Annotated in this window: 21 protein-coding genes and 1 pseudogene; 15 read left to right on the top strand and 7 right to left on the bottom strand. The window is 67.9% G+C overall.

Translation table 11 applies throughout. The annotated features are described in order from the left end of the window. Positions 1 to 200: 200 nt before the first annotated feature. Positions 201 to 1,190 carry a GTP pyrophosphokinase family protein gene (locus NQ706_RS08065; RefSeq protein WP_038569927.1) on the bottom strand — a complete coding sequence of 330 codons (990 nt, stop codon included), beginning with the start codon at positions 1,188 to 1,190 and terminating at the stop codon, positions 201 to 203. A gap of 426 nt (positions 1,191 to 1,616) precedes the next feature. Here NQ706_RS08065 and NQ706_RS08070 point away from each other — a divergent pair, with 426 nt between their 5' ends. From NQ706_RS08070 to rplI, 6 genes are all read left to right on the top strand, one after another. Beyond that, positions 1,617 to 3,767: a transglycosylase domain-containing protein gene (locus NQ706_RS08070; protein ID WP_051805406.1), complete on the top strand. Its 2,151-nt coding sequence runs from the start codon at positions 1,617 to 1,619 to the stop codon at positions 3,765 to 3,767. 54 nt (positions 3,768 to 3,821) lie between these two features. Beyond that, a complete protein-coding gene (locus tag NQ706_RS08075; RefSeq protein WP_038566185.1) occupies positions 3,822 to 5,189 on the top strand; it encodes a hypothetical protein in 1,368 nt (455 codons plus the stop codon). Between the two features lie 213 nt (positions 5,190 to 5,402). After that, positions 5,403 to 5,690: a 30S ribosomal protein S6 gene (rpsF, locus tag NQ706_RS08080; RefSeq protein ID WP_038569923.1), complete on the top strand. Its 288-nt coding sequence runs from the start codon at positions 5,403 to 5,405 to the stop codon at positions 5,688 to 5,690. Between the two features lie 32 nt (positions 5,691 to 5,722). Then, on the top strand, positions 5,723 to 6,385 hold the full coding sequence (locus NQ706_RS08085) for a single-stranded DNA-binding protein (RefSeq protein WP_038566181.1): 663 nt from the start codon (positions 5,723 to 5,725) through the stop codon (positions 6,383 to 6,385). A 128-nt stretch (positions 6,386 to 6,513) separates the two neighbouring features. Further along, entirely contained in the window at positions 6,514 to 6,750 is a 237-nt protein-coding gene (rpsR, locus tag NQ706_RS08090; protein ID WP_006944621.1) for a 30S ribosomal protein S18, read from the top strand. A gap of 20 nt (positions 6,751 to 6,770) precedes the next feature. Continuing rightward, a complete protein-coding gene (gene rplI, locus NQ706_RS08095) occupies positions 6,771 to 7,217 on the top strand; it encodes a 50S ribosomal protein L9 (protein WP_006944736.1) in 447 nt (148 codons plus the stop codon). Between the two features lie 94 nt (positions 7,218 to 7,311). Here rplI and NQ706_RS08100 read toward each other — a convergent pair whose 3' ends face one another. Both NQ706_RS08100 and NQ706_RS08105 read right to left on the bottom strand, forming a co-directional pair. Beyond that, a complete protein-coding gene (locus tag NQ706_RS08100) occupies positions 7,312 to 8,133 on the bottom strand; it encodes a serine hydrolase (protein ID WP_051805404.1) in 822 nt (273 codons plus the stop codon). A 105-nt stretch (positions 8,134 to 8,238) separates the two neighbouring features. Next, a complete protein-coding gene (locus NQ706_RS08105) occupies positions 8,239 to 9,597 on the bottom strand; it encodes an MATE family efflux transporter (protein WP_404360716.1) in 1,359 nt (452 codons plus the stop codon). A gap of 323 nt (positions 9,598 to 9,920) precedes the next feature. Between NQ706_RS08105 and NQ706_RS08110 the strand changes: the two genes are divergently transcribed. The 3 genes from NQ706_RS08110 (at position 9,921) to dnaB (ending at position 14,675) form a co-directional block, all read left to right on the top strand. Beyond that, positions 9,921 to 11,003: an NlpC/P60 family protein gene (locus NQ706_RS08110; protein ID WP_150112677.1), complete on the top strand. Its 1,083-nt coding sequence runs from the start codon at positions 9,921 to 9,923 to the stop codon at positions 11,001 to 11,003. Between the two features lie 383 nt (positions 11,004 to 11,386). Beyond that, positions 11,387 to 12,499: a peptidoglycan-binding protein gene (locus tag NQ706_RS08115; RefSeq protein ID WP_051805402.1), complete on the top strand. Its 1,113-nt coding sequence runs from the start codon at positions 11,387 to 11,389 to the stop codon at positions 12,497 to 12,499. A gap of 778 nt (positions 12,500 to 13,277) precedes the next feature. Continuing rightward, positions 13,278 to 14,675, top strand: a complete 1,398-nt coding sequence (dnaB, locus tag NQ706_RS08120; protein WP_074041083.1) for a replicative DNA helicase — start codon at positions 13,278 to 13,280, stop codon at positions 14,673 to 14,675. Here the strand turns inward: dnaB and NQ706_RS08125 are convergent. The 3 genes and pseudogenes from NQ706_RS08125 to NQ706_RS08135 all read right to left on the bottom strand — a co-directional run bounded on the left by NQ706_RS08125 (position 14,640) and on the right by NQ706_RS08135 (position 16,533). Continuing rightward, a pseudogene (locus NQ706_RS08125) lies at positions 14,640 to 15,242 on the bottom strand (recombinase family protein). The gene dnaB and the pseudogene NQ706_RS08125 overlap by 36 nt on opposite strands. A 308-nt stretch (positions 15,243 to 15,550) precedes the next feature. After that, positions 15,551 to 15,778 (bottom strand): hypothetical protein, encoded by a 228-nt coding sequence (locus tag NQ706_RS08130; protein ID WP_051805400.1) that lies wholly within the window; start codon positions 15,776 to 15,778, stop codon positions 15,551 to 15,553. Positions 15,779 to 16,179: 401 nt separating this feature from the next. Beyond that, the gene (locus NQ706_RS08135; RefSeq protein ID WP_038566171.1) at positions 16,180 to 16,533 is read right to left on the bottom strand and encodes a metalloregulator ArsR/SmtB family transcription factor; all 354 of its coding nucleotides are present in this window, start codon (positions 16,531 to 16,533) and stop codon (positions 16,180 to 16,182) included. Between the two features lie 116 nt (positions 16,534 to 16,649). On the opposite strand from NQ706_RS08135, the gene NQ706_RS08140 reads away from it, so the two are divergent. The 6 genes from NQ706_RS08140 (at position 16,650) to NQ706_RS08165 (ending at position 22,763) form a co-directional block, all read left to right on the top strand. Further along, positions 16,650 to 18,053 (top strand): FAD-dependent oxidoreductase, encoded by a 1,404-nt coding sequence (locus NQ706_RS08140; protein WP_038566168.1) that lies wholly within the window; start codon positions 16,650 to 16,652, stop codon positions 18,051 to 18,053. Between the two features lie 5 nt (positions 18,054 to 18,058). Then, positions 18,059 to 19,456 (top strand): arsenic transporter, encoded by a 1,398-nt coding sequence (locus NQ706_RS08145; protein ID WP_038569915.1) that lies wholly within the window; start codon positions 18,059 to 18,061, stop codon positions 19,454 to 19,456. Between the two features lie 20 nt (positions 19,457 to 19,476). Then, positions 19,477 to 19,893, top strand: coding sequence for an arsenate reductase ArsC (locus NQ706_RS08150; RefSeq protein WP_038566165.1), 417 nt, complete (start codon positions 19,477 to 19,479; stop codon positions 19,891 to 19,893). Positions 19,894 to 19,913: 20 nt separating this feature from the next. Next, positions 19,914 to 21,311: an FAD-dependent oxidoreductase gene (locus NQ706_RS08155; protein ID WP_038566163.1), complete on the top strand. Its 1,398-nt coding sequence runs from the start codon at positions 19,914 to 19,916 to the stop codon at positions 21,309 to 21,311. 14 nt (positions 21,312 to 21,325) lie between these two features. Continuing rightward, positions 21,326 to 21,721: a low molecular weight phosphatase family protein gene (locus tag NQ706_RS08160; RefSeq protein ID WP_038566160.1), complete on the top strand. Its 396-nt coding sequence runs from the start codon at positions 21,326 to 21,328 to the stop codon at positions 21,719 to 21,721. A gap of 346 nt (positions 21,722 to 22,067) precedes the next feature. Beyond that, positions 22,068 to 22,763, top strand: coding sequence for a hypothetical protein (locus NQ706_RS08165; RefSeq protein ID WP_038566157.1), 696 nt, complete (start codon positions 22,068 to 22,070; stop codon positions 22,761 to 22,763). Positions 22,764 to 23,243: 480 nt separating this feature from the next. Here NQ706_RS08165 and NQ706_RS08170 read toward each other — a convergent pair whose 3' ends face one another. Further along, positions 23,244 to 24,092: an MBL fold metallo-hydrolase gene (locus tag NQ706_RS08170; RefSeq protein ID WP_081873511.1), complete on the bottom strand. Its 849-nt coding sequence runs from the start codon at positions 24,090 to 24,092 to the stop codon at positions 23,244 to 23,246. Positions 24,093 to 24,347: the final 255 nt, after the last annotated feature.

A 24,347-nucleotide genomic window follows, 5' to 3' on the forward strand; every position in this document is an offset into this window, starting at 1 on the left:
CGCCTCGACCGCACACCTCGCAGGCTCGGTGTTCGGCCGGGGCGGCTCTCGTCATCCCGAGTCCGCGTCGCGGGTGGTCGGGGCTGCGGGTCTCTGAGCCTGGAGATGGAGCGTGGCGGGGTTGGACGTCGGCGCTGCGTCACCCCTTGTCCCTCACTGGGTGAGCGCCTCGGTGCGCATCACTCGGCTCACACGCCTGCTCAATCTCCGACGCGGCCCAACCGTTGCAAGCGGCCGCGAAGAGAATCGCGACGTTCTTCGTTCGCCGGTAGCTCGACGAAACGCTCGCGGTAACGCGCGAGGAGGTCGTCCTCGAGCCGGCGCACGGCACCGGGCTGGTGACGGTAGCCCATCGAACGTGAGATGCGTTCCGAGTCGACGGATTTCAGCTCGTCAGCCAGCATCGGGATCGACGTCACCTCGAGCTCCGTCAACCAGTTCGCGGCCTCGACGTACGCCTCCGGCCGGGCGAAGCCCGATGTTTCGTACCGGCCCGCGAGGAACGACGCGAGCTCGCGGGCGTCGACGCGCAACCCGTCCTCGAACCGGCCCTCACCCTGCTGCGAGAGGCCACTCGACAACGTGTCGCGAATGACGGAGAACTCACGGTCGGCGAGCTCGATGAGCCCCGCCGCCAACGTGAAACGACGATCCAGCTCATGCGCGAACTCCGCCGGCACGTCACCCTTGTACCGCGCGTCGTGCTCGAACTCCGCCCACGCGTGCTGCAGCACCGTGCGCAACTGCACCGACACGCACTGCGCCGCGTCGTACGCGGTCGCCGACGGATCGTTCGAGATCAGCATGTGACGACTCGCGTAGCCGAACCGTCCCTCGCTCGCCGTCTCACGACCCATGTCGCGATCCTCGAGCACCGTGAAGTTCTCCGCGAGCAACTGTGCGACGGGCTCGATGTCGCTGTGCACGTACGTGATGATGCGGACGCCGACCTGATCGGTGATGTCGAGCGCCGGGTCGAAATCGGTGTGCCCCAACTCGCTGGCACGACGAGCGACCTTGTCCGAGAACGATGCCGGCGACTTCGCGCGCCCCGTGATCGACAGATAGTTGATGCCGGCGTCGTCGATGATCGAACGCACCTTGCGCACCATGTCGTCCGTACGCCGCCGCGTGCGGGGATAGCGGGAGGTGTACGTCGCCATCGCGCGTTCCAGAGACCGTCGGCTCATGAAGAGCATCCAAACAGATGCAGCCCGCGCACGTCACCTGCCGGCAGCGCCCCGCGGCCAACAGGACGTCGCACTGCGCCCGACGGCCTGCCCACGTCGCCACTTCCACCACCCTGTTGCCCCGACGCTGGCGCTCCGGGCACGGCTCACGCACAGGCATTGACAGCCACCACGAGGACGCGGCGGGAGCCCGCTCGGTACGCTGATCGATGAGAATGACGCCGCACGTCGTGCGTCGCGCGAAAGTGAGGCACGTCCGTGGTCAACGATTCCGGTTCGAAGCGACCCCCGTCGAGGGGCGGGTCGCGTCCGTCGAACAGCGGTAGTCCCAAGGCACCCACCTCCCGCGCCGGTGCGCGGGGCGCCCAGGGCGCGAGTCCCGCGGCGCGGCGTCGACGGGGGAGCAGGAAGAAGAGCGCGCACTCGTTGCCGTTCCGCATCGTGCGCGCCGCCCTGCTCGCCCTCGCGAGCCTCGTGCTGCTGGCCGTGCTCACGTTCATCGGCCTCTACCTGTTCATCGACATCCCCAAGGCCAACGCCCAGGCGACGCAGGCGGTCTCCGTCGTCTACTACGCCGACGGCAAGACGGAGATGGGCCGCTTCACGACGACGAACCGTGACCCCGTCGAGCTGAACAAGGTGCCGATCGACGTTCAACACGCGTTCATCGCCGCCGAGGACCGCAGCTTCTACTCGAACCGCGGCATCTCCCCGACGGGCATCGCGCGCGCCTTCATCAACGACTTCACCGGTGACGGTGGCAGCCAGGGCGGCTCGACGCTGACGCAGCAGTGGGTGAAGAACTACTTCCTGACGCAGGACAAGACGGTCACCCGCAAGGTGAAGGAGGTCGTCATCAGCCTCAAGGTCGACCAGGAGATGAGCAAGGACGAGATCCTCCAGGCCTACCTCAACAACGTCTACTTCGGGCGCGGGACGTACGGCATCCAGGCTGCGTCGCAGTCGTACTTCCACAAGGACGTCTCCCAGCTGACGACTGTGGAGGGCGCGTTCCTCGCCTCCGTCGTCAACAACCCGGAGAACATGGATCCGAGCGTCGGGCCCAACTCCGAGCAGCGTGCCAACGAGCGCATGGCGTACACGCTCAACGGCATGGTCAAGATGGGGTGGCTGACGGCCGAGGAACGCAACAAGGCCGTCATGCCGAAGTTCTATCCGCGTCAGCCGATCAAGTACGCGGACGGGCCGCAGGGCTACGTCATCGCCTCCGTCCGCGGCGAACTGTCGCGCAAGTTGAAGCTCAGCCAGGAGGACATCGACCGCGGTGGTCTGCGCATCACGACGACGATCGACAAGCGCGCGCAGGACGCGGCCGTCGCGGCGGTGGAGAAGCACACGCCTGACACGTTGCTCGGCAAGCTGCACACCGGCCTCGTCGCCGAACGTGCGAACGACGGCGGCGTCGTCGCGATGTATGGCGGCGCCGACTACGACCCGGTGAAGTCGCCCTACTCGGACGCAGATCAGGCGATGCTGCAGACGGCGTCATCGATGAAGCTGTACACCGCGATCGCTGCGCTGCAGCACGGCAAGTCGGTCGACACCCAGTACAACGGCAACAACTATCTGCCGATCGGTGCCGGCAAGTACGTGCAGAACAACCAGAACGAGTCGTGGGGTTGGCAGCCGATCAGCAACATGCTCGCGTACTCGATCAACACGGCGTTCGTCCGGCTCAACCGGGAGATCGGGCCGGCGAATACGCTCGAGGCGGCGCAGGCCTCGGGCATGCCGAAGACGCTCGGGGGGATGAACGACACGAACATCCTCAACGTCCTCGGCACGGGTGACAGCCGCGTCGTCGACCAGGCGACGGGGTACAACACCCTCAACTCCGGCGGCGTGTTCTACGACCGACACCTCATCTCGACCGTGAAGTCGTTCGACGGCAAGTACTCCTACACCGTCGACACCAAGGGCAAGCGGGTGTACGACAAGGCGATCGCGGACGACCTCACGTGGGCGCTAGGCAAGACGGGTGTCTACGGCACCGCGGCGGGCGCGCAGGACGAGCTCGGGCGCGCCATGGCGTCGAAGACAGGTACGGCCTCGGGCAACAAGTACCTCTGGTTCAACGGCTTCACGCCTGGCCAGATCACGACGAGTGTCGGCATGTACTACAGCACCGACGGCAAGACGGCGCAGCCGATGCAGAATCTGCCAGGTGTGACGGCGAGCGACGTCTACGGCGCGGGTCTGCCGCGCAAGGTGTGGGTCGACTTCATGGATGCCGCCCTCGAGGGGCAGAAGAAGACGCAACTGCCCAAGCGCTCGTACTACAACGAGAACAAGCCCGAGTCGGCGTCCACGTCTGCGTCACCGACCCCGACGAAGACGTACGCCGCGCCCTCCAGCGCCGCGTCGCAGCCCTACCCGGAGCCGACGCAGTCGAACGTCCAGCCCACCCAGCCCGACGCGACGGACGCCCCGGGCCCGGCGTCGCCCGGGTCGACGGCGCCTGACGCGACGCTGCCGGCCTCCTCCAGCGCGGCTGTTTCACGTGAAACGAGCCCGCCGCAGACGGCGGCGTCATCGGCCGTCGCGAGCGGCCGGTGATCCCCGGGAGCCTCGGCGAGTCGCTGACCGGGCACCCCCGCCTAGGCTGACCCCATGACGCACACGGCCACGCCTGCGCACCCGACGACCGCTCCGAGCTCGGGTCGAGCCCCGACGCGCACCGACCCGGTGGCCGTAGCGGCCAGTCACGTCGTCGGTGGGCCGCTGGGGCGTCACGCCGTCGTCGGGCGACGCGGGTGGCGCCCGGCCGCCGCTGTCCTCAGTGCGCTGAGCGCGGTCTTCGTCGCGCTCGGGGTGCTGCAGAAGAACCACTGTGTCTCGACGGGGTGGGCGACGCCCGGATCCTTGTGGCGCGCCTGCTACTCCGACCTGCCCGTCGCCGTCGCCGCGCCCGCCGGATCGTCGCCGTGGTCGAACCCGACGATGCAGGGCCAGCCCCCGCTGACGGCACTCATCACCTGGCTCGTGCGCACGATCGTGCCCGGCGGTTCGCAGCTACGGCTGCAGCAGGGGATGTTCGCGTGGGGGGCCGCCGTCGTCGCGTTGCTCATCGCCCTCGCCGTGTGCGCGAGTGCCGCGTCGCGACCCGACAGCCCCTGGGTGGCTGCCCACATCGCGTTGTCGCCGGTGCTCATCACGAGTGCGCTCATCTCGTTCGACGCGCTCGGTGTCGCCCTCGTCGCAGCCGGACTGCTGGCCTGGGAGCGCACGCGCTTCCCGCTCGCGGGGGTGGCGCTCGCGGGCGCCCTCCTGACGCGTCCGACGCTCGGCGCCGTCCTCGTGGCCGCGCTCGTCGTCGCGCTCGTGCGCGGCCGCACGAAGGGCGCCCTGGCACTCTTCCTCGGGGCGGGCGCGACGTGCGTCGCGATGTTCGCCGTCATCGCCGTGTGGGGCGGCGACCCGTTCACCTCGTTCACCGCCTGGCGCCAGCAGGGCGCCGGGTACGGCTCGCTCTGGTACATCCTCAGCTTCGCGGACGTGACGTTGTCACCTGCCGTCCTGACGGGCCTCGCCGTGCTCGGGTGGATCGCGGCGATCGCGCTGGGGGCGATTCTCGCTCAGGGTCGTGAGCGGCTGCCGCTTGCGCCCATCGCGCTGCTCATGCTCGTCACGGTGATGCTGACGTCGCGTGCCCTGCCAGTGCAGGCGTGCTTGTGGGTCCTGCCGCTCATCGCGCTCAGCGCGCTGCCGTGGCGCGACCACCTCGTCTGGGCGGGCGCCGAGTTCGTCTACTTCATCACCGTGTGGGGGTTCATCGCGCGCGCCTCGAACATGGCGAAGGCGCTGCCCTCCGGCTGGTATTGCTTCTTCACCCTGGTGCGACTGGCCGGGCTGGTCTACCTGGTCACCGCGGCGATCCGCGCGACGCGTTCGTCGACCGTCGCGTCATCCGAGGACGGCGACGACGAACGCCGCGCCGGCCTCACGGCTCGGCAGCACGCGAACGCCGCGTCAGCCTGAGTTCATCCACAGAGATTGGTCGCCGGTGACGGCTACGGGTAGTCTTGTGGGGTTCGTGCCGTCTCATCCACAACCTGTGGCTCCGGCGCGTGCTCCCCGACGGCTCGATGGGCCATCGTGGTGCGTGCGACGACGAGAGGGCGCGGCAACGCTGCAACCCTCCTGTCACGGAGAGACCGTGACCGCTTGAGACCAAAGGAGGTGGGTTACCGCATGCGTCATTACGAAATGATGATCATCCTCGACGGTGAGCTCGACGAGCGCACGGTCCAGCCCTCGCTGGAGAAGTTCCTCTCTGTCGTCACGAAGGACGGCGGCACCGTCGACAACGTCGACGTCTGGGGCCGTCGCCGCATGGCTTACGACATCAAGAAGAAGTCCGAAGGCATCTACGTCGTGGTCGACTTCAACGCAACACCGGCCACCGCTGCAGAGCTTGACCGTCAGCTTGGACTCAACGAGTCCATCCTGCGTACCAAGATCCTGCGCAAGGACGCCTGAGAACTCCCCACATTCAGTAGGAGGAACCACCCATGGCGCAAGGTGACGTCAACATCACGATGGTCGGCAACCTCGTTGCCGACCCCGAGCTGCGCTACACGCCGAACGGCGCTGCCGTGGCGAATTTCCGCATCGCCTCGACCCCGCGCGTCTTCGACCGCCAGTCGAACGAGTGGAAGGACGGCGAGGCGCTCTTCATGTCCTGCTCCATCTGGCGCGAGGCAGCGGAGAACGTCTCGGAGTCGCTCCAGCGCGGCTCGCGCGTCATCGTCACCGGCCGTCTGAAGTCTCGTTCGTACGAGACGAAGGAGGGTGAGAAGCGCACCGTCACCGAGCTCGAGGTCGACGAGGTCGGCCCGTCGCTGCGGTACGCCACGGCGAAGGTCAACAAGACCCAGCGCTCCGGCGGTGGCCAGGGTGGCAACTTCGGAGGTGGCAACGGCGGCGGCAACGTCAGCCAGGGCAACTTCGGGGGCAACTCCGGCGGTGGCAACGGGTTCGGCGGCAACTCGGGTTCTCAGGGCGGCAACTTCGGTGGCAGCCCGACCGACGACCCGTGGACGACCGGTGGCAACTCGGGTGGCGGCTTCGGCGGCAACTCGGGTGGCAACGCCGGCGGCCAGTCGAACGGCTCGCAGGGCGGCGGCAACGGTGGCTGGTCCACCGGCCCGTCGTACGACGAGCCCCCGTTCTGATCGTTCCTCCTCTCCCCGGGCGTCACCACGACGATGACGCCCCACCGGCCCGGCACGCACGTGCCGGCCACTCACACACTCGCTATCCCGAGTCACCACTCGGGCTCTCATAGAAGGAGAGCACCACGATGGCAAAGCCCGTTGTGCGCAAGCCCAAGAAGAAGGCCAACCCGCTGAAGGCGGCGAAGGTCGAGAACATCGACTACAAGGACGCTGCGCTGCTGCGCAAGTTCATCTCCGACCGCGGCAAGATCCGCGCCCGTCGCGTCACCGGTGTCTCCGTCCAGGAGCAGCGCCTCATCGCCAACGCCGTCAAGAACGCGCGTGAGATGGCTCTGCTTCCCTACTCGAGCTCCGCTCGCTGATCGAGGAAAGGAACACCGACATGAAGGTCATCCTGACCCACGAGGTTTCCAAGCTCGGCACGGCCGGCGACGTCGTCGACGTCAAGCCCGGTTTTGCCCGCAACTACCTTCTGCGCAACAACCTCGCCACGGAGTGGACGAAGGGCGGCCAGAAGCAGGTCGACTCGATCACGAAGGCTCGCGAGACGCGTTCCATCAAGACGCTCGAAGAGGCGAAGTCCGTCAAGGGCAACCTCGAGAACGCCAAGGTGACGCTGAAGGCTCGCGCCGGCGAGAACGGCCGCCTCTTCGGCGCCGTCACGACCGGTGAGATCGCCGACGCGATCAAGGAAGCCGGCGCCGGTTCCGTCGACAAGCGCAAGATCGAGATCACGACGCCGATGCGTTCGCTCGGCGAGTACTCGGTGCTCGTGCGTCTGCACCCCGAGGTGCAGGCCACGGTCGACGTCAAGGTCGCCCGCGCCTGATCCTCACCGGCCCACCCCGGCCTCGTCCGGGGCGGGCCGACGTCGAAGCCCCGCGCCACGGTTCGTCCGTGGGCGGGGCTTCGTCGTGCGTGCGTCAGAGGGCGGTCGCGAGGTGCGCGTGGATGGTCGCGGCGACGCGGTTGGCGACGGACGTGCCGATCGCCATCGTCGGGGTGCGCTGCAGGATGGCGAGCGTGTGGTTGCGGTTTCCGCCGACGTGGCCGATGCTGTTGACGCGCCACAGACCGGCGTAGGGCAGCCAGCCGTTCTTCACCTGACTCGTGCCGATCGAGCCGACGCCCCAACGCTGATCCGCCGCGACCTGGCCCATGAGCGTCAGGATGTAGCCACGGTTGGCGGCGTTGAGCAGCCTGCCGCGCCAGCTGATCTCGTTCATGAGGACGATCTGGTCGTAGGCGGAGGTCGTCGTCAGGCCCCAGGCTCCGGCAGCGCGCGTCGACGTCATGCCGAGGCTGTTCGCGACGGCCTGCACCGCGGGTGCGCCGCCGACGCTGCGCCACAGGTTCGTCGCCGCGTTGTTGTCGCTGACGCGGATCATCGGGGAGGCCTGGCTCTTCTCCCACGCGGTGAGGCCGCGCCCCGCCTTCTGGGCGCGCGAGCAGACGGTCGCGAGGATGAGCACCTTGACGATGCTCGCGCACTCGTTGCGGAACGGCGCGTTGTACTGCCACACCCGCATGCTGCGCCGATCGTGCACGGCGACGGACAACCCGCCGGTCGTGGATGCGTCGATGGCGTGCATCTTGTCGTAGAGCCCCACCGTGGTGGCCGAGGCCTGGGTCGCCCCGAGCGTCGAGACGGCGCCGGTGGCGCCCAGTGCGAGCGCTCCGGTGAGTGCGGTACGGCGGCTGACGCCGTGACTCGTGAGCAGTCGATCATCGAGGTCGTGCGTCATGGGAACTCCCTGAGAGATGCCTGCGTATGACCTCAAGATAGTGGGTGAGGGCGGCCCATGGGGCATTCGCGGCCCGCGAGCATCGGGGGCGGCGGGACCGGGGCGTCAGCCGGCGCTCTCGAGGTGCATCCAGGCGGTGCCTCGACGCCGGTGGTCGAGCACGGCCATGCGCGCGAGCAGGTAGAGCGCATACAGCACCCAGACCGCGACGAGCGGCGACGCGTCCCCCCAGCCTGTGACGGCATCCCGCGAGGTGCTCAGGACCCACACGAGCGGCAGGTAGCCCACGAGAAGCGCCAGTTGCGCACGGGCGAGGAACGCGCCGTCCCCGGCACCCATGAGCACACCGTCGTGGACGAACAGCACGCCCGACGGTGCGCTCACGAGGGCGATGACGACGAGGGCGGCGCTCGTCGTGTGCGCGATCGTCGCATCGGAGGTGAACAGCAGGGGCACCCACCACGCCGTGACCAGCGTCGCCACACCGCCGACGAGTCCGCAGCGCCAACCCCATCGAGTGAGCGTCGCGGTCAGTTCGCGGGTGCGTGAGGCGTCACCGCGGCCCAGTGATTCGCCGACGAGCGCTTGCGCCGCGATGGCGACGGCGTCGAGCGCGAACGTCAGGAAGGTGAAGATCGTCGATGCGATCTGGTGCGCCGCGAGGGTCCCGGGGCCGAACAACCCGGCGGTGGCCGTCGTGAGGAGCAGGACGGCGCGCAGCGCGATCGTACGCACGAGGATCGGCGCCCCGGCGCGTGCCGCACCCAGGACACGTCCCGGGTGGGGGCGGACGTCGAGATGGCGCACCCGTCGGCCGATCGAGGCGAGCAGGGCGAGCGCCATGAGCCACTGCGCGGCCGTGGTGCCGGCGGCCGAGCCGGCGAGGCCGGTGTGTAGACCGAGGACGAGGATGGCGTTGAGCGCCGCGTTGAGGGCGAATCCGGTGACGGTGACGAGCAGCGGCGTCCGCGTGTCCTGTAGGCCCCTGAGCAGCCCCTGCGCTGCGAGGCAGACCAGCATCGCCGGGATGCCGAGCGCGCTGATCCGCAGGTATGTGACGCCAGCGTCCACGACCTCAGGCGCGCTGGTCATCGCGCGCACCGCGAGTGGCGCTGCGGCGAACGTCGCGGCGGCGAGCGGGATGCTGAGCGCCAACGCCAGCCACACGCCGTCGAGGCCCGCCCCGATCGCTCCGTCCTCGTCGTTCGCGCCCATGCGGCGTGCGACGAGTGCGGTTGTCGCGTAGGCGAGGAAGACGAAGATGCCGGTGAGGCTGAGCAGGACGGCGCTCGCGGCTCCGAGCGCCGCGAGCTGCGTGACGCCGAGGTGGCCGACGATCGACGAATCGGTCATGAGGAACAAAGGCTCGGCCACGAGCGTGAAGAAGGCCGGCACGGCAAGGGCGCGAATCTGGGGCCCCAGGGAGTCGGGTTCCTGCACTTCTCGCGCTACCCGTCTCATCATATGAGAAAAAATGTCCTCTCGTGCAACCGCGTCGGCGCGCCTGCTCGGCGGAGCCCCCTGACTCCTGGTATTGGCCCGAAACTACGCGGAACGACGGGAAAATATCCAGGTGGGCGTCGTGGCCGCTTATCTCGCGCGGCGCGCGTCGAGTCAAGCATTTACCGGGCGTGTCGGCAACTTTCATTTCACACTCAGGAAACGCTCGGGCAGAGTGAAGCCTGCACCTTTGTGAGCGGGGGCTGGCGAGGGTGTGGCAGTGGCGTGCGTCTCCACCCTGGAGACGCGGTGCGCTGGAACGCGAAAACCGTAGAAAGGCTGCTCACTTGAGTACACATGCTCCCCTGCACATGAGGAGACGCGAGCGCACCGTGCGCCCGCAGCTCGCTCTTCGATCCGGCCTCGGAGCCGGGGTGGCGCTCGCCATCCCGGCCACCGGAGCCCTCGTCGCGGCCGCGCCCGCGATGGCCGCACCCGGCACGGGTACGACCACGCCGAGCGCGACCACACCGACCGTCAAGCCCGTCCTGTTCTTCGGCTCCCGTGGGGAAGCGGTGAAGGCGATCCAGGCGCAGCTCCAGGTCAACGCGGACGGCATCTTCGGCCCTGCGACGCTGTCGGCTGTCAAGTCGTTCCAGCGCAGCAACGGGCTGTACGCCGACGGCATCGTCGGCAAGCTGACGTGGGCGAAGCTCGCTGCGGCGACGACGCCGACGACCCCGACAACGCCGACCACTCCGACAACGCCGACCACGCCGACGACGTGCTCCGCGAACACCACGACGCTGCGCTTCGGTTCGACGCACGCGCTCGTCAAGGTGCTGCAGAGCAAGCTCGGAGTCGAGGTCGACGGCATCTTCGGGCGGGCCACTCGTGCAGGGGTCGTCTCGTTCCAGGCGCAGAACGGTCTGTACGCGGACGGCATCGTCGGCAAGCTGACGTGGGCGAAGCTGGGCTGCTCGACGACGACTCCCACGACGCCGACTCCTCCCACGGTGCCCACGACGCCGGCGACGCCTCCCACGGTGCCGACGACGCCGACGACGCCGACGACGCCTGCTCCGTCCGCGACGGCCGCGCAGATCATCGCGTACGCCAAGACGTTCCAGGGTGTGCCGTACGTGTGGGGCGGTTCGACGCCGTCGGGCTTCGACTGCTCCGGCTTCGTCTCGTACGTGTTCAAGCAGTACGGCATCACGATGCCGCGCGTCTCCGCGCAGCAGCAGGCGTACTTCCCGAGCACGACGAACCCGCAGCCGGGTGACCTGCTGTTCTACGGCTACCCGGCGTATCACGTCGCCATCTATCTCGGCGACGGCATGATGATCGACGCACCGCACCCAGGTTCCACCGTGGGTGTTCGCGCGATCTACGGCAAGCCGTCGAGCTACGCGCGCGTGCTGCGCTGAAAGACGGCGTCGAGACTGCCGCGATGGCAGGGGATGGCGCTCGGATCCGGTCGTACCGACAGTGGGGAAGCTGACGCGGACGACGGACCGAGCGCCGTCCCACATCGTGGACAAAACTGAATGATGAATATTTCGTCGAACATTTTTTCGAGGCTCGAAAGGATGTTCGTTTCGTGCTCCCCGGAACCATGCCGAAAGTGCCCGTCAGCCGCGTGATCACGGGAAGATCACGGGGTGCCAGAACGACATGCATGTGATTTTCGGGGTGCTTTGCGGCGACGTTCGGCTCGTGCATCCTCGACATGTCGCACCCCCGTGCGACACGTGAGCACGAGCGCCCACTGCGAGTCGACTGGCGCTCTTCGACGACGGAGCGAACCGCCATGACGAAGTACTTGCCCAAGCACCTTGCCACGCGCCACGGCCGCGTCGAGTCCGCGTGCGTCGGTGCTGCCGCAGCCCGCGGCTCCCGATCCGCCCTCGCGCTCGGCGTGGGCGCGACGCTGCCCGTCGCCGGAGCGGCTGTGATGGCTGCCCCGGCTTTCGCGGCGCAGGAGACGCCGGCGCCGGCGCCCGCTCCCACCATCTCGCCCGTGCTGACCTTCGACTCGCGCGGCGAGGCCGTCAAGACCCTGCAGGCTCGCCTCGCTCTCGTCGTCGACGGCTGGTACGGCCCGGTCACGACAGCGGCCGTCAAGGACTTCCAGCGCGCCAACCGCCTCGACGTCGACGGCGTCGTCGGCCCCCGTACGTGGGCGGCGCTCGACGCGTCGTCCGCACAGCCGAGCGCCGGCGACGTCGTCCGACGCGGCGACTCGGGCCCGCTCGTGCGCGCCATCCAGTCGAAGCTCGGGGTGAACGTCGACGGCGTGTTCGGGTCGCTCACCGAGTCGGCGGTCGTGACGTTCCAGCGCTCGCACGGCCTCGTCGTCGACGGTGTCGTCGGGGCGAAGACGACGTATGCCCTCGCTCTCGCCACGGACCAGGCGACCGGTGGTGACACCGGTACCCCCGGCCAGCCGGGCGTCCCGCCGCTCGTCCACCCGGACGCGCCGTACGAGCTGCCGTTCCTCAACGGCTACCCGGCGCCCATCACGCAGGGTCCGTACGGGGCAGCGAGCCATCACAAGTACTACGACAAGCACGCCGTCGACTTCGGGGTTCCGACGGGGACGCAGGTCGTCGCCTCCGCGTCGGGCGTCGTGTTCAAGACCGAGAACAACGTCACCGGTGGCAACACCGTCCTCATCAAGGACGCCTCCGGTTTCTGCATGGAGTACGCGCACCTGTCGTCGATGAACGTCGTTGCGGGGCAGCGAGTCTCGCAGGGGCAGAAGATCGCGTTGTCGGGCAACACCGGCTTCTCGACGGGACCGCACCTGCACTGGGGCATCGTTGATTGCTCCTCCTACACGAGCATCAAGATCGCCGACTCGAAGGAGCTCGGCACCACCTACGTCCCGGGCACGATCGGCGTCTCGCGCAACGGATCCTGACGGCGACACCCCACCCGGCCTGCCCGGGTGGGGTGCCTCACGTGCGCTGCCGTGGCGGCGCGGCGTGGGATGCCGCGCAGGCTGGGTGTCGACCGCGCGGGCTGTCGACGGGTGGCAGGCGCTCACGCGCCGTGCGTGTGAACCTGTGAAAACAGTTTCGATCCAGCGCTGAGGTGTGTCGTGACGCCCAGAAGCCGGGGTGGTCTTGATTGAGTGGGAGGGCACCCCGGCGCATCAGCCCCCCACTGGTTCGCCATGCTTCAGGGGGCGGAACTCGACCGCATGTGAGAGTTCCACCCTCGGAAGATGATCACGGCGAACGTTCGTGCGTCGGGGTGTCCTCGCTCGCTCCAGCGAGGTGCTCGTGGGGCTGATGCGGCGTGGTGGTCCGCGTCGCGCAGGACGATGGGCGCCAAGCGGGCCGTGAACGCGACGTGACCGGCTGGTGGGGGGTGGGGGAGCTTTCGGGGCTTTCGGGGCTGTGGACGACAACCCAGGTTGTCGACGACCGGGAGCAATCTTCGTCCACAGGGTGTGGATCGGCGAATCACCGCAGTGGCGCGGTTCCCACGACGGGCTGGCGAATCATCCACAGGTTCGTCCCGGGTCTGTGCACAACCGCCACCGGCGTTTCCAACACCCTGTCCACAGCACCGTCCACAGACGGGTTCGTGAACGGACGGGGCGTCTGCCTACTGTTGTCGGTGGTGAGTGCAAGGGTGGGTCGTGACGGATCGTGCGGCGTCGGCCGGGCGGGTGGCACCCGATTCGAGGAGTTGTGAGCGTGGCTGAGCTGGAGCCGTACGAGGCGCCGCCGGAGTTCGACGGGGCGGGTTCGTCGTCGATGCCGCCGGGCAAGCTGCCGCCGCAGGATCTGCAGGCGGAGCAGAGCGTCATCGGCGGCATGATGCTGAGCAAGGACGCGATCGCCGACGTCATCGCCGAGGTCAAGGGCATCGACTTCTACCGCCCGGCGCACGAGACGATCTTCGACGCGATCACCGACCTGTACGGCCGAGGTGAGCCGGCGGACGCCATCACCGTCGCCGACGAGCTGACGAAGCGCGGCGAACTCGCGCGCATCGGCGGGCAGGCGTACCTGCACCAGATCATCGCGTCGGTGCCGACGGCCGCGAACGCCGGGTACTACGCGCAGATCGTCGCCGAACGGGCCGTGCTGCGCCGGCTCGTGGACGCCGGCACCCGCATCGTGCAGATGGGCTACGGCGACGAGGGCGGCGACGTCGAGGACATCGTCAACGCCGCGCAGGCCGAGGTGTACGCCGTCGCCGACAAGCGTGGCGGCGAGGACTACGTGCGGCTCGGCGACGTCATCGAGGCGACGGCCGACGAGATCGAGCAGGCCTCCGGCACCGACGGGCAGATGGTCGGCGTGCCGACGGGTTTCTCCGAGCTCGACGGGCTGACGAACGGTCTGCACCCCGGGCAGATGATCGTCATCGCGGCACGACCGGCCATGGGAAAGTCGACGCTCGGCATGGACATCATTCGCAGCGCCGCGATTCATCACAACATGACGGCCGCGTTCTTCTCGCTCGAGATGGGGCGCACGGAGATCACGATGCGCCTGCTGTCGGCCGAGGCCGGTATTCAGTTGCAGCACATGCGAAAAGGCCAGATGCGTGACGAGGACTGGACGCGTCTGGCGACGACGATGGGTCGCGTCTCGGACGCGCCGTTGTTCATCGACGACTCACCGAACATGTCGCTCATGGAGATCCGCGCGAAGGCGCGCCGGCTCAAGCAGCGCCACGACCTGAAGATCATCGCGATCGACTACCTGCAGCTCATGAGCTCGGGCAAGCGCGTCGAATCACGTCAGCAGGAGGTGTCGGAGTTCTCGCGTGCGCTCAAGCTGCTCGCGAAGGAGCTCGAGGTACCCGTCATCGCGATCTCGCAGCTGAACCGTGGACCCGAGCAGCGCACCGACAAGCGCCCGCAGATGGCGGACCTGCGTGAATCGGGTTCGATCGAGCAGGACGCCGACATGGTGATCCTGCTGCACCGTGACGACTACTTCAACAAGGAATCGGAGAAGGCCGGCGAGGCCGAGATCATCGTCGCCAAGCACCGCGCGGGCCCGACGGCCGACATCACCGTCGCGTTCCAGGGGCACTACTCACGGTTCAAGGACATGGGCGGTCAGAACTTCTGAGCCGTTGCCGGCGATGACGTCGTAAATGAGGCGGCGCGAGACCCCAAGGTCGGCGGCGAGCTTGGCCTTGGGATCGCCCGCGGCCGCCGCCTGACGCACGTGGGCGATCTGTTCGTCGGTGAGGCGGCGGGCGCGGCCCTGGTACACGCCGCGGGCTTTGGCCAGGTCGATGCCTTCGCGTTGGCGTTCGCGGATAGGAGCGCTCGAGTTCGGCGACGGCGCCGATGAGTTGGCGTTGGAACGTCGCGAACGGGTCGGCCGTAGCATCGGGTGTGAAGGTGAGGCGTTCCTTGACGAACTCGACGCTCACCTTGCGCGTGGTGAGGTCGGAGACGATCTGCTCGAGGTCGATCAGTGATCGCGCGAGCCGACCCATCGACGCGACGCGCAGCGTGTCACCGCGGCGCACGTAGCGCAGCGCATCCAACAGGCCAGCGCGATTGGCTCGGCTCTTGCCAGATTGGTGATCGGTGAACAGCTCGTCGACCGCCCGAGCGCCTCTAGTTGCCTGGCTAGATTCTGCGACGTCGACGAGACGCGCGCGTACCCCGCGATTCGACCCGGCATGTCTAGTCCCTACCCGCAAGGTGAGCAATAGGGCCACCGAGGACCCCATGTGCACGCGAGCCACATAGCGGAGCAACTGTGCAAATAGGGTGTACCTCAACCCACGCAAGTAGGAACCCTCTGAGATGCGCACTTTTCAACGCTGAGCATCTAGGGATGTCCCTACCTGCGTACTCGAGAGCTCAGGCCAGGCGGGTCATCGTCGATCGACGGGCAGTCCTAGCGGTGTAGCAAAAACCTTCGTTTTCGCTACAACATGGAGACAGAGCTCTCCTGGCCGAATGAGGGGCGGCTTTTTGAACCGGTGGTTACTGCTGCCCGCGGCGGGCTCGACGCAGTTCTGCGACGATGCGAGCTCGCTCGGGATCCTTGGCCAGCGTGCGGTCGTCGATGACGTCGATGACGTGCTGGATCAGCGCGACGACCTGCTTGGACAGGAACGCGCTGAGCACGCCGCCGGCGACGGCGATGACGCCAGTCAGGGCAGCAGTACCACCGGAGGCCGTCAGCATGTCCACCGTGTCGGTGATGGGCATGATGCCTCCTTCGGGGTTGGCCAGTTGCGGCCAGAACCCACCCGTCCTCGGGTGGGGGCATGAGGACCGCCGGCGCGCAACGAGGCGTGGCAGCGGATGGCAGGAGCGTCGAGAGCTCCCTGCGAATGCCCGAGTCAGATCAGGGCATAAAAAAGGCCGGTCCTGAGAGGGCCGGCCGGAGACAGCGTCGTGCTGCCTTGAGTGTCAGCGTACAGCGCCTATGCGACACCCGCGAGATTCCGGGCAGACGCGTGCCGAGCAGCCTCAGGGTAGCGGAGCAGGCGGGCATGAAAAAAGCCGATCCAGAGGACCGGCTGTAGGCGCGCACTATGAACGCAGGACGATTCTGACACGGCCGGCGGACATTCGGCAAGCACTTCGCGCCACCATGTCGCGGTGGACTACTTCGCCGGCGCGGTGATGAGGCCGGCGAGGGTGTCCAGGGCGCCGGGGATGAGGGAGAAGTAGGCCCAGGTGCCGCGCTTTTCGCGGTGGAGGATCCCGGCGTCGACGAGGACCTTGAGGTGGTGCGACACGGTCGGCTGGGACAGGCCGAGCGGTTCCTGCAGGTCGCAGACGCAGGCCTCGGCACCGTCGTGCGCGGCGACCATCGAGATCAGCCGGAGCCGGGCCGGGTCCGCGATCGCCTTGAGCGACTTCGCGAGGACCTCGGCGGACGCCTGGTCCATCGCCTCGGTGGTGACGGGCGAGCAGCACGCGGTGACGTCCTGGATGGGAAGCAGCTCGATCGTCATGGGCTCATCCTCCCACCGACTTCGACGGGCGTCTATATTTGCGTTCATCGATATCGACGTGCTTCGATGTACGGGCCGGCTTTCGGCTCCCGCTCGATCCGTGAAGGACCAGCCTGATGACTCACCTCCTCGCCGTCGGCGGCAGTGACGCCGGCATCGCCGCAGCGCTCCGCGCCCGCGAACTTGACCCGACCACCGATGTGACGGTGGTACTCGCGGACGAGTTCCCGAACTTCTCCATCTGCGGCATCCCGTACTGGGTCTCCGGCGACGTCGCGACGGAAGCGTCCCTCGCGCACCGCACCCGCGCGGACCTCGAAGCCGCCGGCATGACCGTCCGCTCCTCCACCTGGGCCTCCGCCGTCGACGTCGACCGCCGCCGCCTCACCGTCACCGGCGCTGCCGGGGAAGAGCAGATCTCCTACGACGAGCTGCTGATCGGCACCGGCGCCGAGCCCGTGCGCCCGGCCGGGGTCCCGTTCGGGGAATCTGGCATCCACCTGCTGCACTCCATGACTGATGCGGAGCAGGTGGTCGCTGCCCTCGAGCTGCTGCCGGCGGGGAGCCGGGTGGCGGTCGTCGGTGCTGGCTACATCGGCCTGGAGATGACCGAAGGGCTCGTCGCGCGCGGGTTCGAGACGACGCTGATTCAGCGTGGCCCGGAAGTGCTCTCCACCCTCGACCCGGAGCTCGGGTCCCTCGTCACCGCCGAGGTCCGCCGCCATGGCGCGGCCGTCCTGACCGGGTCGACCGTCACCGGGATCGCCCCGACAGGCGGTGGGCAGTGGCGCGTCGCCACCAGGTCGACGTCCGGTGACGCGGAGGGCACGTTCGCCCTCGTCGTGGTCTGCGTCGGCGTCCATCCCGTCACGGACCTCGCGGTCGCCGCTGGGGCACGGCTCGGTCAGGCCGGCGCGATCGTCGTCGACGAATCGATGCGGACCGGGGTGCCGCATGTGTGGGCTGCCGGTGACTGCGTCGTGACGCACCACCGGCTCCTCGGCACCACGTGGTTGCCGCTCGGGACGACAGCGCACAAGCAGGGCCGCGTCGCCGCGGAAAACATGCTCGGCGGCAGCAAGGTTTTCGCAGGCTCGGTGGGGACGCAGGTGGTGAAGGTGTTCGATCTCGTCGCCGCCCGCACCGGCCTCCGCCAGCACGAGACCGGCCCTCTGGAGGTGTCTCCGTTGACGCGGGTGACGGTGGCGGATGACCACAAGCGGTACTACCCGGGCGCGGTCCCGCTGACGATCAGCGTCACCGGCGACCAGAGCACCGGTCGGCTCCTCGGTGCGCAGATCGTCGGGCAGCGCTCGGCAGAGATCAGCAAGCGCATCGACACGTTCGCCACTGCCCTCCACGCGGAGCTCACCGTGGACGACGTCATCGACCTCGACCTCTCCTACACGCCGCCGCTCGGGTCCCCGTGGGACGCCGTGCAGGTCGCCGCGCAGGGCTGGGAACGCGCCGCCGCCGCAGCGAACCAGGCTGCAGTGAACCAGGCTGCGGTGATCGGCTGATGGTGATGGCTGTGGTGGCTGCGGCGATCTTCGTCGCGACGCTCGTGGTGGTGATCTGGCAGCCCAAGGGGTTCCCGATCGGCTACACCGCGCTCATCGGCGCCGTCATCGCCCTCGCCACCACCGTCGTCGGCCTCTCCGACATCCCGACAGTGGTCGGGATCGTGTGGAACGCGACACTGACGTTCGTCGCGGTGGTGCTGATCTCGTTGATCCTCGACGAGGCCGGGTTCTTCGAGTGGGCAGCCCTCCACGTTGCCCGCTGGGGCCGCGGCAACGGACGGCTGCTGTTCGTCCTCATCGTCGGCCTCGGTGCCGTCATCGCGGCCGTGTTCGCCAACGACGGGGCCGCACTGATCCTCACCCCGATCGTCGTCGGGATGCTCCGGGCCCTGAACATGCCGCAGAAGGCAGCGCTCGGGTTCATCCTCGCCACCGGGTTCATCGCCGACACCGGCAGCCTGCCGCTGGTGGTGTCGAACCTGGTCAACATCGTCTCCGCCGACTACTTCCACCTCGGCTTCGCCGAGTACGCCGCCGTCATGATCCCCGTCGGCATCGTCTCCGTCCTCGCCTCCCTCGGCATGCTGCTGCTCTACTTCGGCAAGAGCATCCCGAAGCGGTACGACGTCCTCGCCCTCACCAGCCCCACCGCCGCGATCACGGACCGGGCGACGTTCCGCGCCGGTTGGGTCGTCCTCGCCCTGCTGCTCGTCGGCTACTTCGCCGCCGACCCACTCGGTGTGCCGCTCGCGGCCGTCGCTGGTGTCGGGGCGGTCGTGATCGTGCTCGTTGCCGCCCGGCAGCCCGCGTTCCTCTTCGCCCGCGCCCAGGCCGCACCGGTCCTGGTCACCACCGGCGGCACCGCCACCGTCGGTGCCGCCGGTGGCGGTGCGGGTGCGCCGTCGGGGCGGGTGATTCCGGTGTGGAAGACGATCCGGGAGGCGCCGTGGCAGATCGTGCTGTTCTCCATCGGCATGTACCTCGTCGTCTACGGCCTGCAGAACCAGGGCCTCACTGACCACCTCGCGAAGCTGTTCGACGTGTTCGGCGACCACGGGGTGCTCGTCACGGCGCTCGGCGTCGGGTTCACCATCGCGATCCTCGCGTCCCTGATGAACAACATGCCCACCGTCCTCATCGCCGCCCTCGCCATCGGCGGAGCCGGAGCGACCGGGCTCACCCACGAGGTGATGGTCTACGCCAACGTCATCGGCTCCGACCTCGGCCCGAAGATCACCCCCATCGGCTCCCTCGCGACCCTGCTGTGGTTGCACGTGCTGGAGAAGAAGGGCATCCACATCGGGTGGGGGCAGTACTTCCGCACCGGCATCGTCCTCACCGTCCCCGTCCTCGCCGTCACCCTCGCCGCCCTCGCCGGCTGGCTCACCCTCATCCGCTGAACCCGGAAAGACACACACCCATGAGTGACAAGCCCACGATCCTGTTCGTCTGCGTCCACAACGCGGGACGCTCCCAGATGGCCGCCGGCTACGCGCAGGCACTCGGCGGCGACCGCGTCGAGGTCCTCTCCGCCGGCAGTGCGCCGAAGGACCAGATCAACCCGATCGCGATCCAGGCGATGGCCGAAGACGGCATCGACATCGCCGGCAACCAGCCGAAGATCCTCACCACCGACGCCGTCCGCGACTCCGACGCCGTCATCACCATGGGGTGCGGCGACGCGTGCCCGATCTTCCCGGGCAAGCGGTACGAGGACTGGGAACTCACCGATCCCGCCGGCCGCGGCATCGAGGACGTCCGCCCCATTCGCGACGACGTCAAGCACCGCGTCCAGACGCTCCTCGCCGAGCTGCTGCCCACCGAAGCAACCGCGTAACGACCAGGAAGCCGCAGACCATGACGCTTACCCTCACCGTCCCACCCCGGACCGACGCGGACCGCCTCACCGGGCTGCCCGTCGCGGTCATCGGTGCCGGCCCCGTCGGGCTCGCTGCCGCCGCGCACCTCCTCGAGCGCGGCCTCGACGTCGTCGTCTACGAAGCTGGCCCGACGGTTGGGACGAGCGTCCGCGCGTGGGGACACACGCGCCTGTTCTCCCCGTGGCAGTACGTCATCGACCCTGCCGCGCAGCGTCTCCTGGAAGCCACCGGCTGGGAAGCGCCTCGAGCGGCGTCGTTGCCCACTGGCCAGGACCTCGTCGACACGTACCTGGCGCCCCTGGCTGCGACCCCGCAGCTCGCACCGGTGATCCGCTACGGCACCCGGGTGGAGGCGGTGTCACGGCAGGGCATGGACCGCACCCGCTCCACCGGCCGCGCCGACACCCCCTTCCTGCTCCGCCTCCACACCGCCGACGGCGTCACGGACATCACCGCGCGTGCGGTCGTCGACACCTCCGGCACCTACACATCACCGAACCCCCTCACTGCCGCTGGGCTCGCACCCGCCGCGGACCTCGGCGACCGCGTCGTCCACGCACTGCCTGACGTCCTCGGCGCCGACCGGGCCCGGTTCTCGGGGAAGCGGGTCCTCGTCGTTGGTGCCGGCCACTCCGCGGCGAACACGCTCATCAAGCTCGCCAGCCTCGCCAAGACCGCGCCGGGTACCGAAGTGCTGTGGGCTGTCCGAAACGCCGGCACCGCCCGGCTCGGCGCCGACGCAGCCGACGGCCTCGCGGCCAGGGGTCAGCTCGGGTCCACCGTCCACGGCCTCGTCGAGTCCGGTCAGCTGCAGCAGATCGCCTCGTACGAGATCGACGACGTCCGCGCCGACGGCGACCAGGTCACCGTCACCGGCCGGCGCGCGGGAGAGCCGTTCGCGGTCACTGTCGACGTCATCGTGAACGCCACCGGATTCCGGCCCGACCTCGACATGCTCCGCGAGATCCGCCTCGGCCTCGACGACATCGTCGAAGCACCCCGAGCCCTCGCACCACTGATCGACCCGAACCTGCACTCCTGCGGCTCCGTTCCCCCGCACGGTGTCGCCGAGTTGGCGCACCCGGAGCCGAACTTCTTCATCGCCGGCATGAAGTCCTACGGCCGCGCGCCCACGTTCCTGCTCCTCACCGGCTACGAGCAGGTCCGCTCCATCGCCGCCGAACTCGCCGGCGACCACACCGCAGCCCGACAGCTCGAACTCGTCCTCCCCGAAACGGGTGTCTGCTCCACCGACATCGGCGGCAGCTCCTGCTGCACCACCCCGCCCGCCACCGCCACTCCTGCCGCTGAGGACGCTGCCTGCTGCACTCCGCTTGATTCGGCTACCGGCAACACCTCGTGCTGCACCAACTGACCGGACTTGCATCCATGACCACGAAGCCCACTGTCCTGTTCATCTGCAAGCACAACGCCGGCCGCTCACAACTCGGCGCAGCACTCCTCGAACTCGCCGCACCCGACCGATACACGGCCACCTCCGCCGGCATCACCCCGGCCGACGAGGTGAACCCCTCGATCGCCGCGACCGTAGGCGAACTCGGCCTCGACATCACCGCACGCATGCCGCGGCGCGTGACGCCCGACCTGCTCGAACACGCGGACATCGTCGTCCTCATGAAGCCCGGACTCGAACTCCCCGCAGAACCTGGCGGCACGGTCCTGGAGTGGTCGTTCCCCGACCCCAACTCCTGGTCACCGGAAGACGTGCGACCAATGCGGGACGCCGTCGCAGAACGCATCGAACGAGAGCTCCTGCAGCCGTAGCGACCGGGCTACCCGACACGAAGCGAAGCCAGAAGGACGACACAGAGCGAAGCTGTTCACAGTCTCACTAGAGAGCTTCCCATCGTGACGAGAAGCTGCACCTGCCCATCCAGTCGCTGAGTAATCAACAACTGCTCCAGGGGTGCACTGCGCACCTCAATTGGTGCGCGATGAATGGCGCGTATGCGATCCCCCACGGATGGGGCCTCCACTCCGATCTCCCCTAGTGACTTGCCTGCAGCACCTAACCTGAGCATGCGGACTCCTCGGCTTGCTTCATCGTCACCTTCCGATCCGGACCGTAAACGCCAGCACCGACAGCCGTGACGACGAGGGAGAGTCCGTAATGAACATCGAGGATCTCGCAGACAAGGTTCGAGCCCTGGAGCCCGCCCCTCGTGAGCAACAGTGGTCAAGCCTCACGTACTGCGTGCTCGACGCCGTGTGGAGCATCAGCGCCAACTACACCTCCGTCGTCGCGCCCCTGGTACGTAGGGTGGCGGCACAGCACGGCGCCCCTGGCCTGCCCGCGACGAAGACCCCCGGGGTGGACGCCGCGGACCCCCTGCCGCTTCACGCGTTCCTCTCGGAGTTTCCCGATGAGCAGAGCCTCATCGCAGTGACCAACCGACAGCGAACATCGACAAAGGGTGGGATCACCAAGGCTGCTGCTGTGCGGCAGCACGCTGAAATTTTCCTCTCCCATGGGATCGCCACTCTCGGGGAAGCTCAATCCGCCCTGCTGAACCCCACCGCACTTCAGTCCATCGACGCGGATCTACGCACAGTTCCCGGTGAAGGGGCATCTGGCATCCGGCGGGGATACCTATGGATGCTTATTGGTGACGACGCCGCGATCAAGCCTGATCGGATGGTCATGAGGTGGCTTGCCACGAACGGCGCTGGAGTCAAGAACCCCGAGGAAGCTCGCGATGTGCTAGCTCAGGTCGCACAAACCCTTCAGGGGCAGTACACCTTGTGGGAAATCGACCACGCGATCTGGCGCGCACGCCAGCCGTCGAGGACACGCGCTGCCAAGTAGCTCAACGAAGGTTTGTGCACCATCCACTCCGTGCCGTGGCGTGCATCTGGGGTGGGTGGTATGCATGCACACTCGCCGCGAGTGGGGCTGTACCCCACCCCACGCAAGTGGAAACCCCCTCAGATGCACACTTTCACCACCGCGCATCTAGGGGTATCCCTACTCGCATACTCGAGGCGTCCACCGCCAGTCGGGAGCGGGGCCGGAGTGTGGAGCCGATGAGAATCGCAGCCGTCGCGTTTCGGGTGGCGTGAAGGGCGCACGTTTGGATCGTCACTTCTGCATGTCTATCGGGGCGTCCGAGGTCGCCGAGGCGCTTGGTGTAGGCACTGGCGCCGGGTTTCCCTTCGCCGGCGAGGTCCCTAGCATCGCGCCGATCTGGAGGGCAATGGCGGCTAATGCCAATGCCAAAACGACCGGCGCCTTGATCCTTGTCTGACCGTGCCGCTCATGGCACGAAGGAGGAGTCAGCCATGTTGGTTACGGCATGAGACTGATGCGTTGGCCGCGTTCCACAAGACGAAGCTCACCGGGTAGCTCGGCCCGCTCGAACAGGCCAGCGAAGTCTTCGCGTGGCGAACGGAAAACGGTGTAGTCGTCAAAGTGAACCGGGACGATGACGTGTGGGCGGACGGTTCGAACCATCTGCGCTCCCTGGCGCGCGTCCATCGTCACCAGCAAGCCCAGGATCCGAGTGCCACCCAGATGAATGATCATGGAGTCGATCGGGCCGCAGCGCTCGGTGACGGCCGCGAGGGTGGGTCGGTAGAGCGTGTCGCCGGTGACGTAGACACGTAGACGCAGGGCTTCGTTCTCGCGCAGTTCTAGGACGCTGCCCATGACCCGAGGCAACAGATGGGTGGCAGGCCCCGGCGCGTGCTGACCCGGGGTCGCGGTGAGACGCAGGGTCCACGAGCCACGGGTGAGAAGGCGTGTGTCCCAGGTGTCAAGGGCATGCGCGTCGAACCCCCAGCGCTCAAGTCGGCGTGCCGCTGGGGCGGTGGTATAGACGGGCGGGGTGCGCTGAAGTTCGCGCCGCGCGATCCGATCGAAGTGATCCCCGTGCAAGTGTGACAGCACGATGGCGTCCAACGAAGGTAGTTCGGATGGCTGCATGGCAGGCTCCGTCAATCGTCGGCTTGCCAGCCCCTTGCCGAGATAGGCCAGCTGGCCACGGTGAAGGAAGTTGGGATCGGTAAGAACAGTGAAAGGACCCAGGCGGAGAAGACACGTGGCTGTGCCGATGAACTCCAGCGACGCCAGACCCTCCGAAACTGTGCCGCCCGAGCTGCCGTGTTCGCCGTTCGGAGTGCTGGTCGATGAATTCATGTGACTCCTCGAGAGGGGATGCGGTGTCGGGTGATGGATGTAAGGTCTGCGCACGGTGAGGGGACGACCGGCCCGCGCCCTACCGGACGGTGGGGCTCCAGCCTGAGCAGATGACAGTGGTAAGGCAGCTAGTGTCGCGCGTCATTAATTCGTTGACAGTATGGGATGATGGCATATGCCGTCACCTGTGCTGGAGATCAGCGAAGAGGACCGTGCGACCCTGACCTCGTGGACACGGTCGCGGACGTTGCCGGC

This window comes from Dermacoccus sp. BD5 (assembly GCF_044878485.1).
Taxonomy (GTDB): Bacteria; Actinomycetota; Actinomycetes; order Actinomycetales; family Dermatophilaceae; genus Dermacoccus; species Dermacoccus nishinomiyaensis.

Coding starts and splice junctions, on each gene's coding strand:
- NQ706_RS08065 (WP_038569927.1), bottom strand. CDS start 1,190: ATGAGCCGACGGTCTCTGGAACGCGCGATGGCGACGTACACCTCCCGC.
- NQ706_RS08075 (WP_038566185.1), top strand. CDS start 3,822: ATGACGCACACGGCCACGCCTGCGCACCCGACGACCGCTCCGAGCTCG.
- rpsF (WP_038569923.1), top strand. CDS start 5,403: ATGCGTCATTACGAAATGATGATCATCCTCGACGGTGAGCTCGACGAG.
- NQ706_RS08085 (WP_038566181.1), top strand. CDS start 5,723: ATGGCGCAAGGTGACGTCAACATCACGATGGTCGGCAACCTCGTTGCC.
- rpsR (WP_006944621.1), top strand. CDS start 6,514: ATGGCAAAGCCCGTTGTGCGCAAGCCCAAGAAGAAGGCCAACCCGCTG.
- rplI (WP_006944736.1), top strand. CDS start 6,771: ATGAAGGTCATCCTGACCCACGAGGTTTCCAAGCTCGGCACGGCCGGC.
- NQ706_RS08100 (WP_051805404.1), bottom strand. CDS start 8,133: ATGACGCACGACCTCGATGATCGACTGCTCACGAGTCACGGCGTCAGC.
- NQ706_RS08105 (WP_404360716.1), bottom strand. CDS start 9,597: ATGATGAGACGGGTAGCGCGAGAAGTGCAGGAACCCGACTCCCTGGGG.
- NQ706_RS08115 (WP_051805402.1), top strand. CDS start 11,387: ATGACGAAGTACTTGCCCAAGCACCTTGCCACGCGCCACGGCCGCGTC.
- NQ706_RS08130 (WP_051805400.1), bottom strand. CDS start 15,778: ATGCCCATCACCGACACGGTGGACATGCTGACGGCCTCCGGTGGTACT.
- NQ706_RS08135 (WP_038566171.1), bottom strand. CDS start 16,533: ATGACGATCGAGCTGCTTCCCATCCAGGACGTCACCGCGTGCTGCTCG.
- NQ706_RS08140 (WP_038566168.1), top strand. CDS start 16,650: ATGACTCACCTCCTCGCCGTCGGCGGCAGTGACGCCGGCATCGCCGCA.
- NQ706_RS08145 (WP_038569915.1), top strand. CDS start 18,059: ATGGCTGTGGTGGCTGCGGCGATCTTCGTCGCGACGCTCGTGGTGGTG.
- NQ706_RS08150 (WP_038566165.1), top strand. CDS start 19,477: ATGAGTGACAAGCCCACGATCCTGTTCGTCTGCGTCCACAACGCGGGA.
- NQ706_RS08155 (WP_038566163.1), top strand. CDS start 19,914: ATGACGCTTACCCTCACCGTCCCACCCCGGACCGACGCGGACCGCCTC.
- NQ706_RS08160 (WP_038566160.1), top strand. CDS start 21,326: ATGACCACGAAGCCCACTGTCCTGTTCATCTGCAAGCACAACGCCGGC.
- NQ706_RS08165 (WP_038566157.1), top strand. CDS start 22,068: ATGAACATCGAGGATCTCGCAGACAAGGTTCGAGCCCTGGAGCCCGCC.
- NQ706_RS08170 (WP_081873511.1), bottom strand. CDS start 24,092: ATGAATTCATCGACCAGCACTCCGAACGGCGAACACGGCAGCTCGGGC.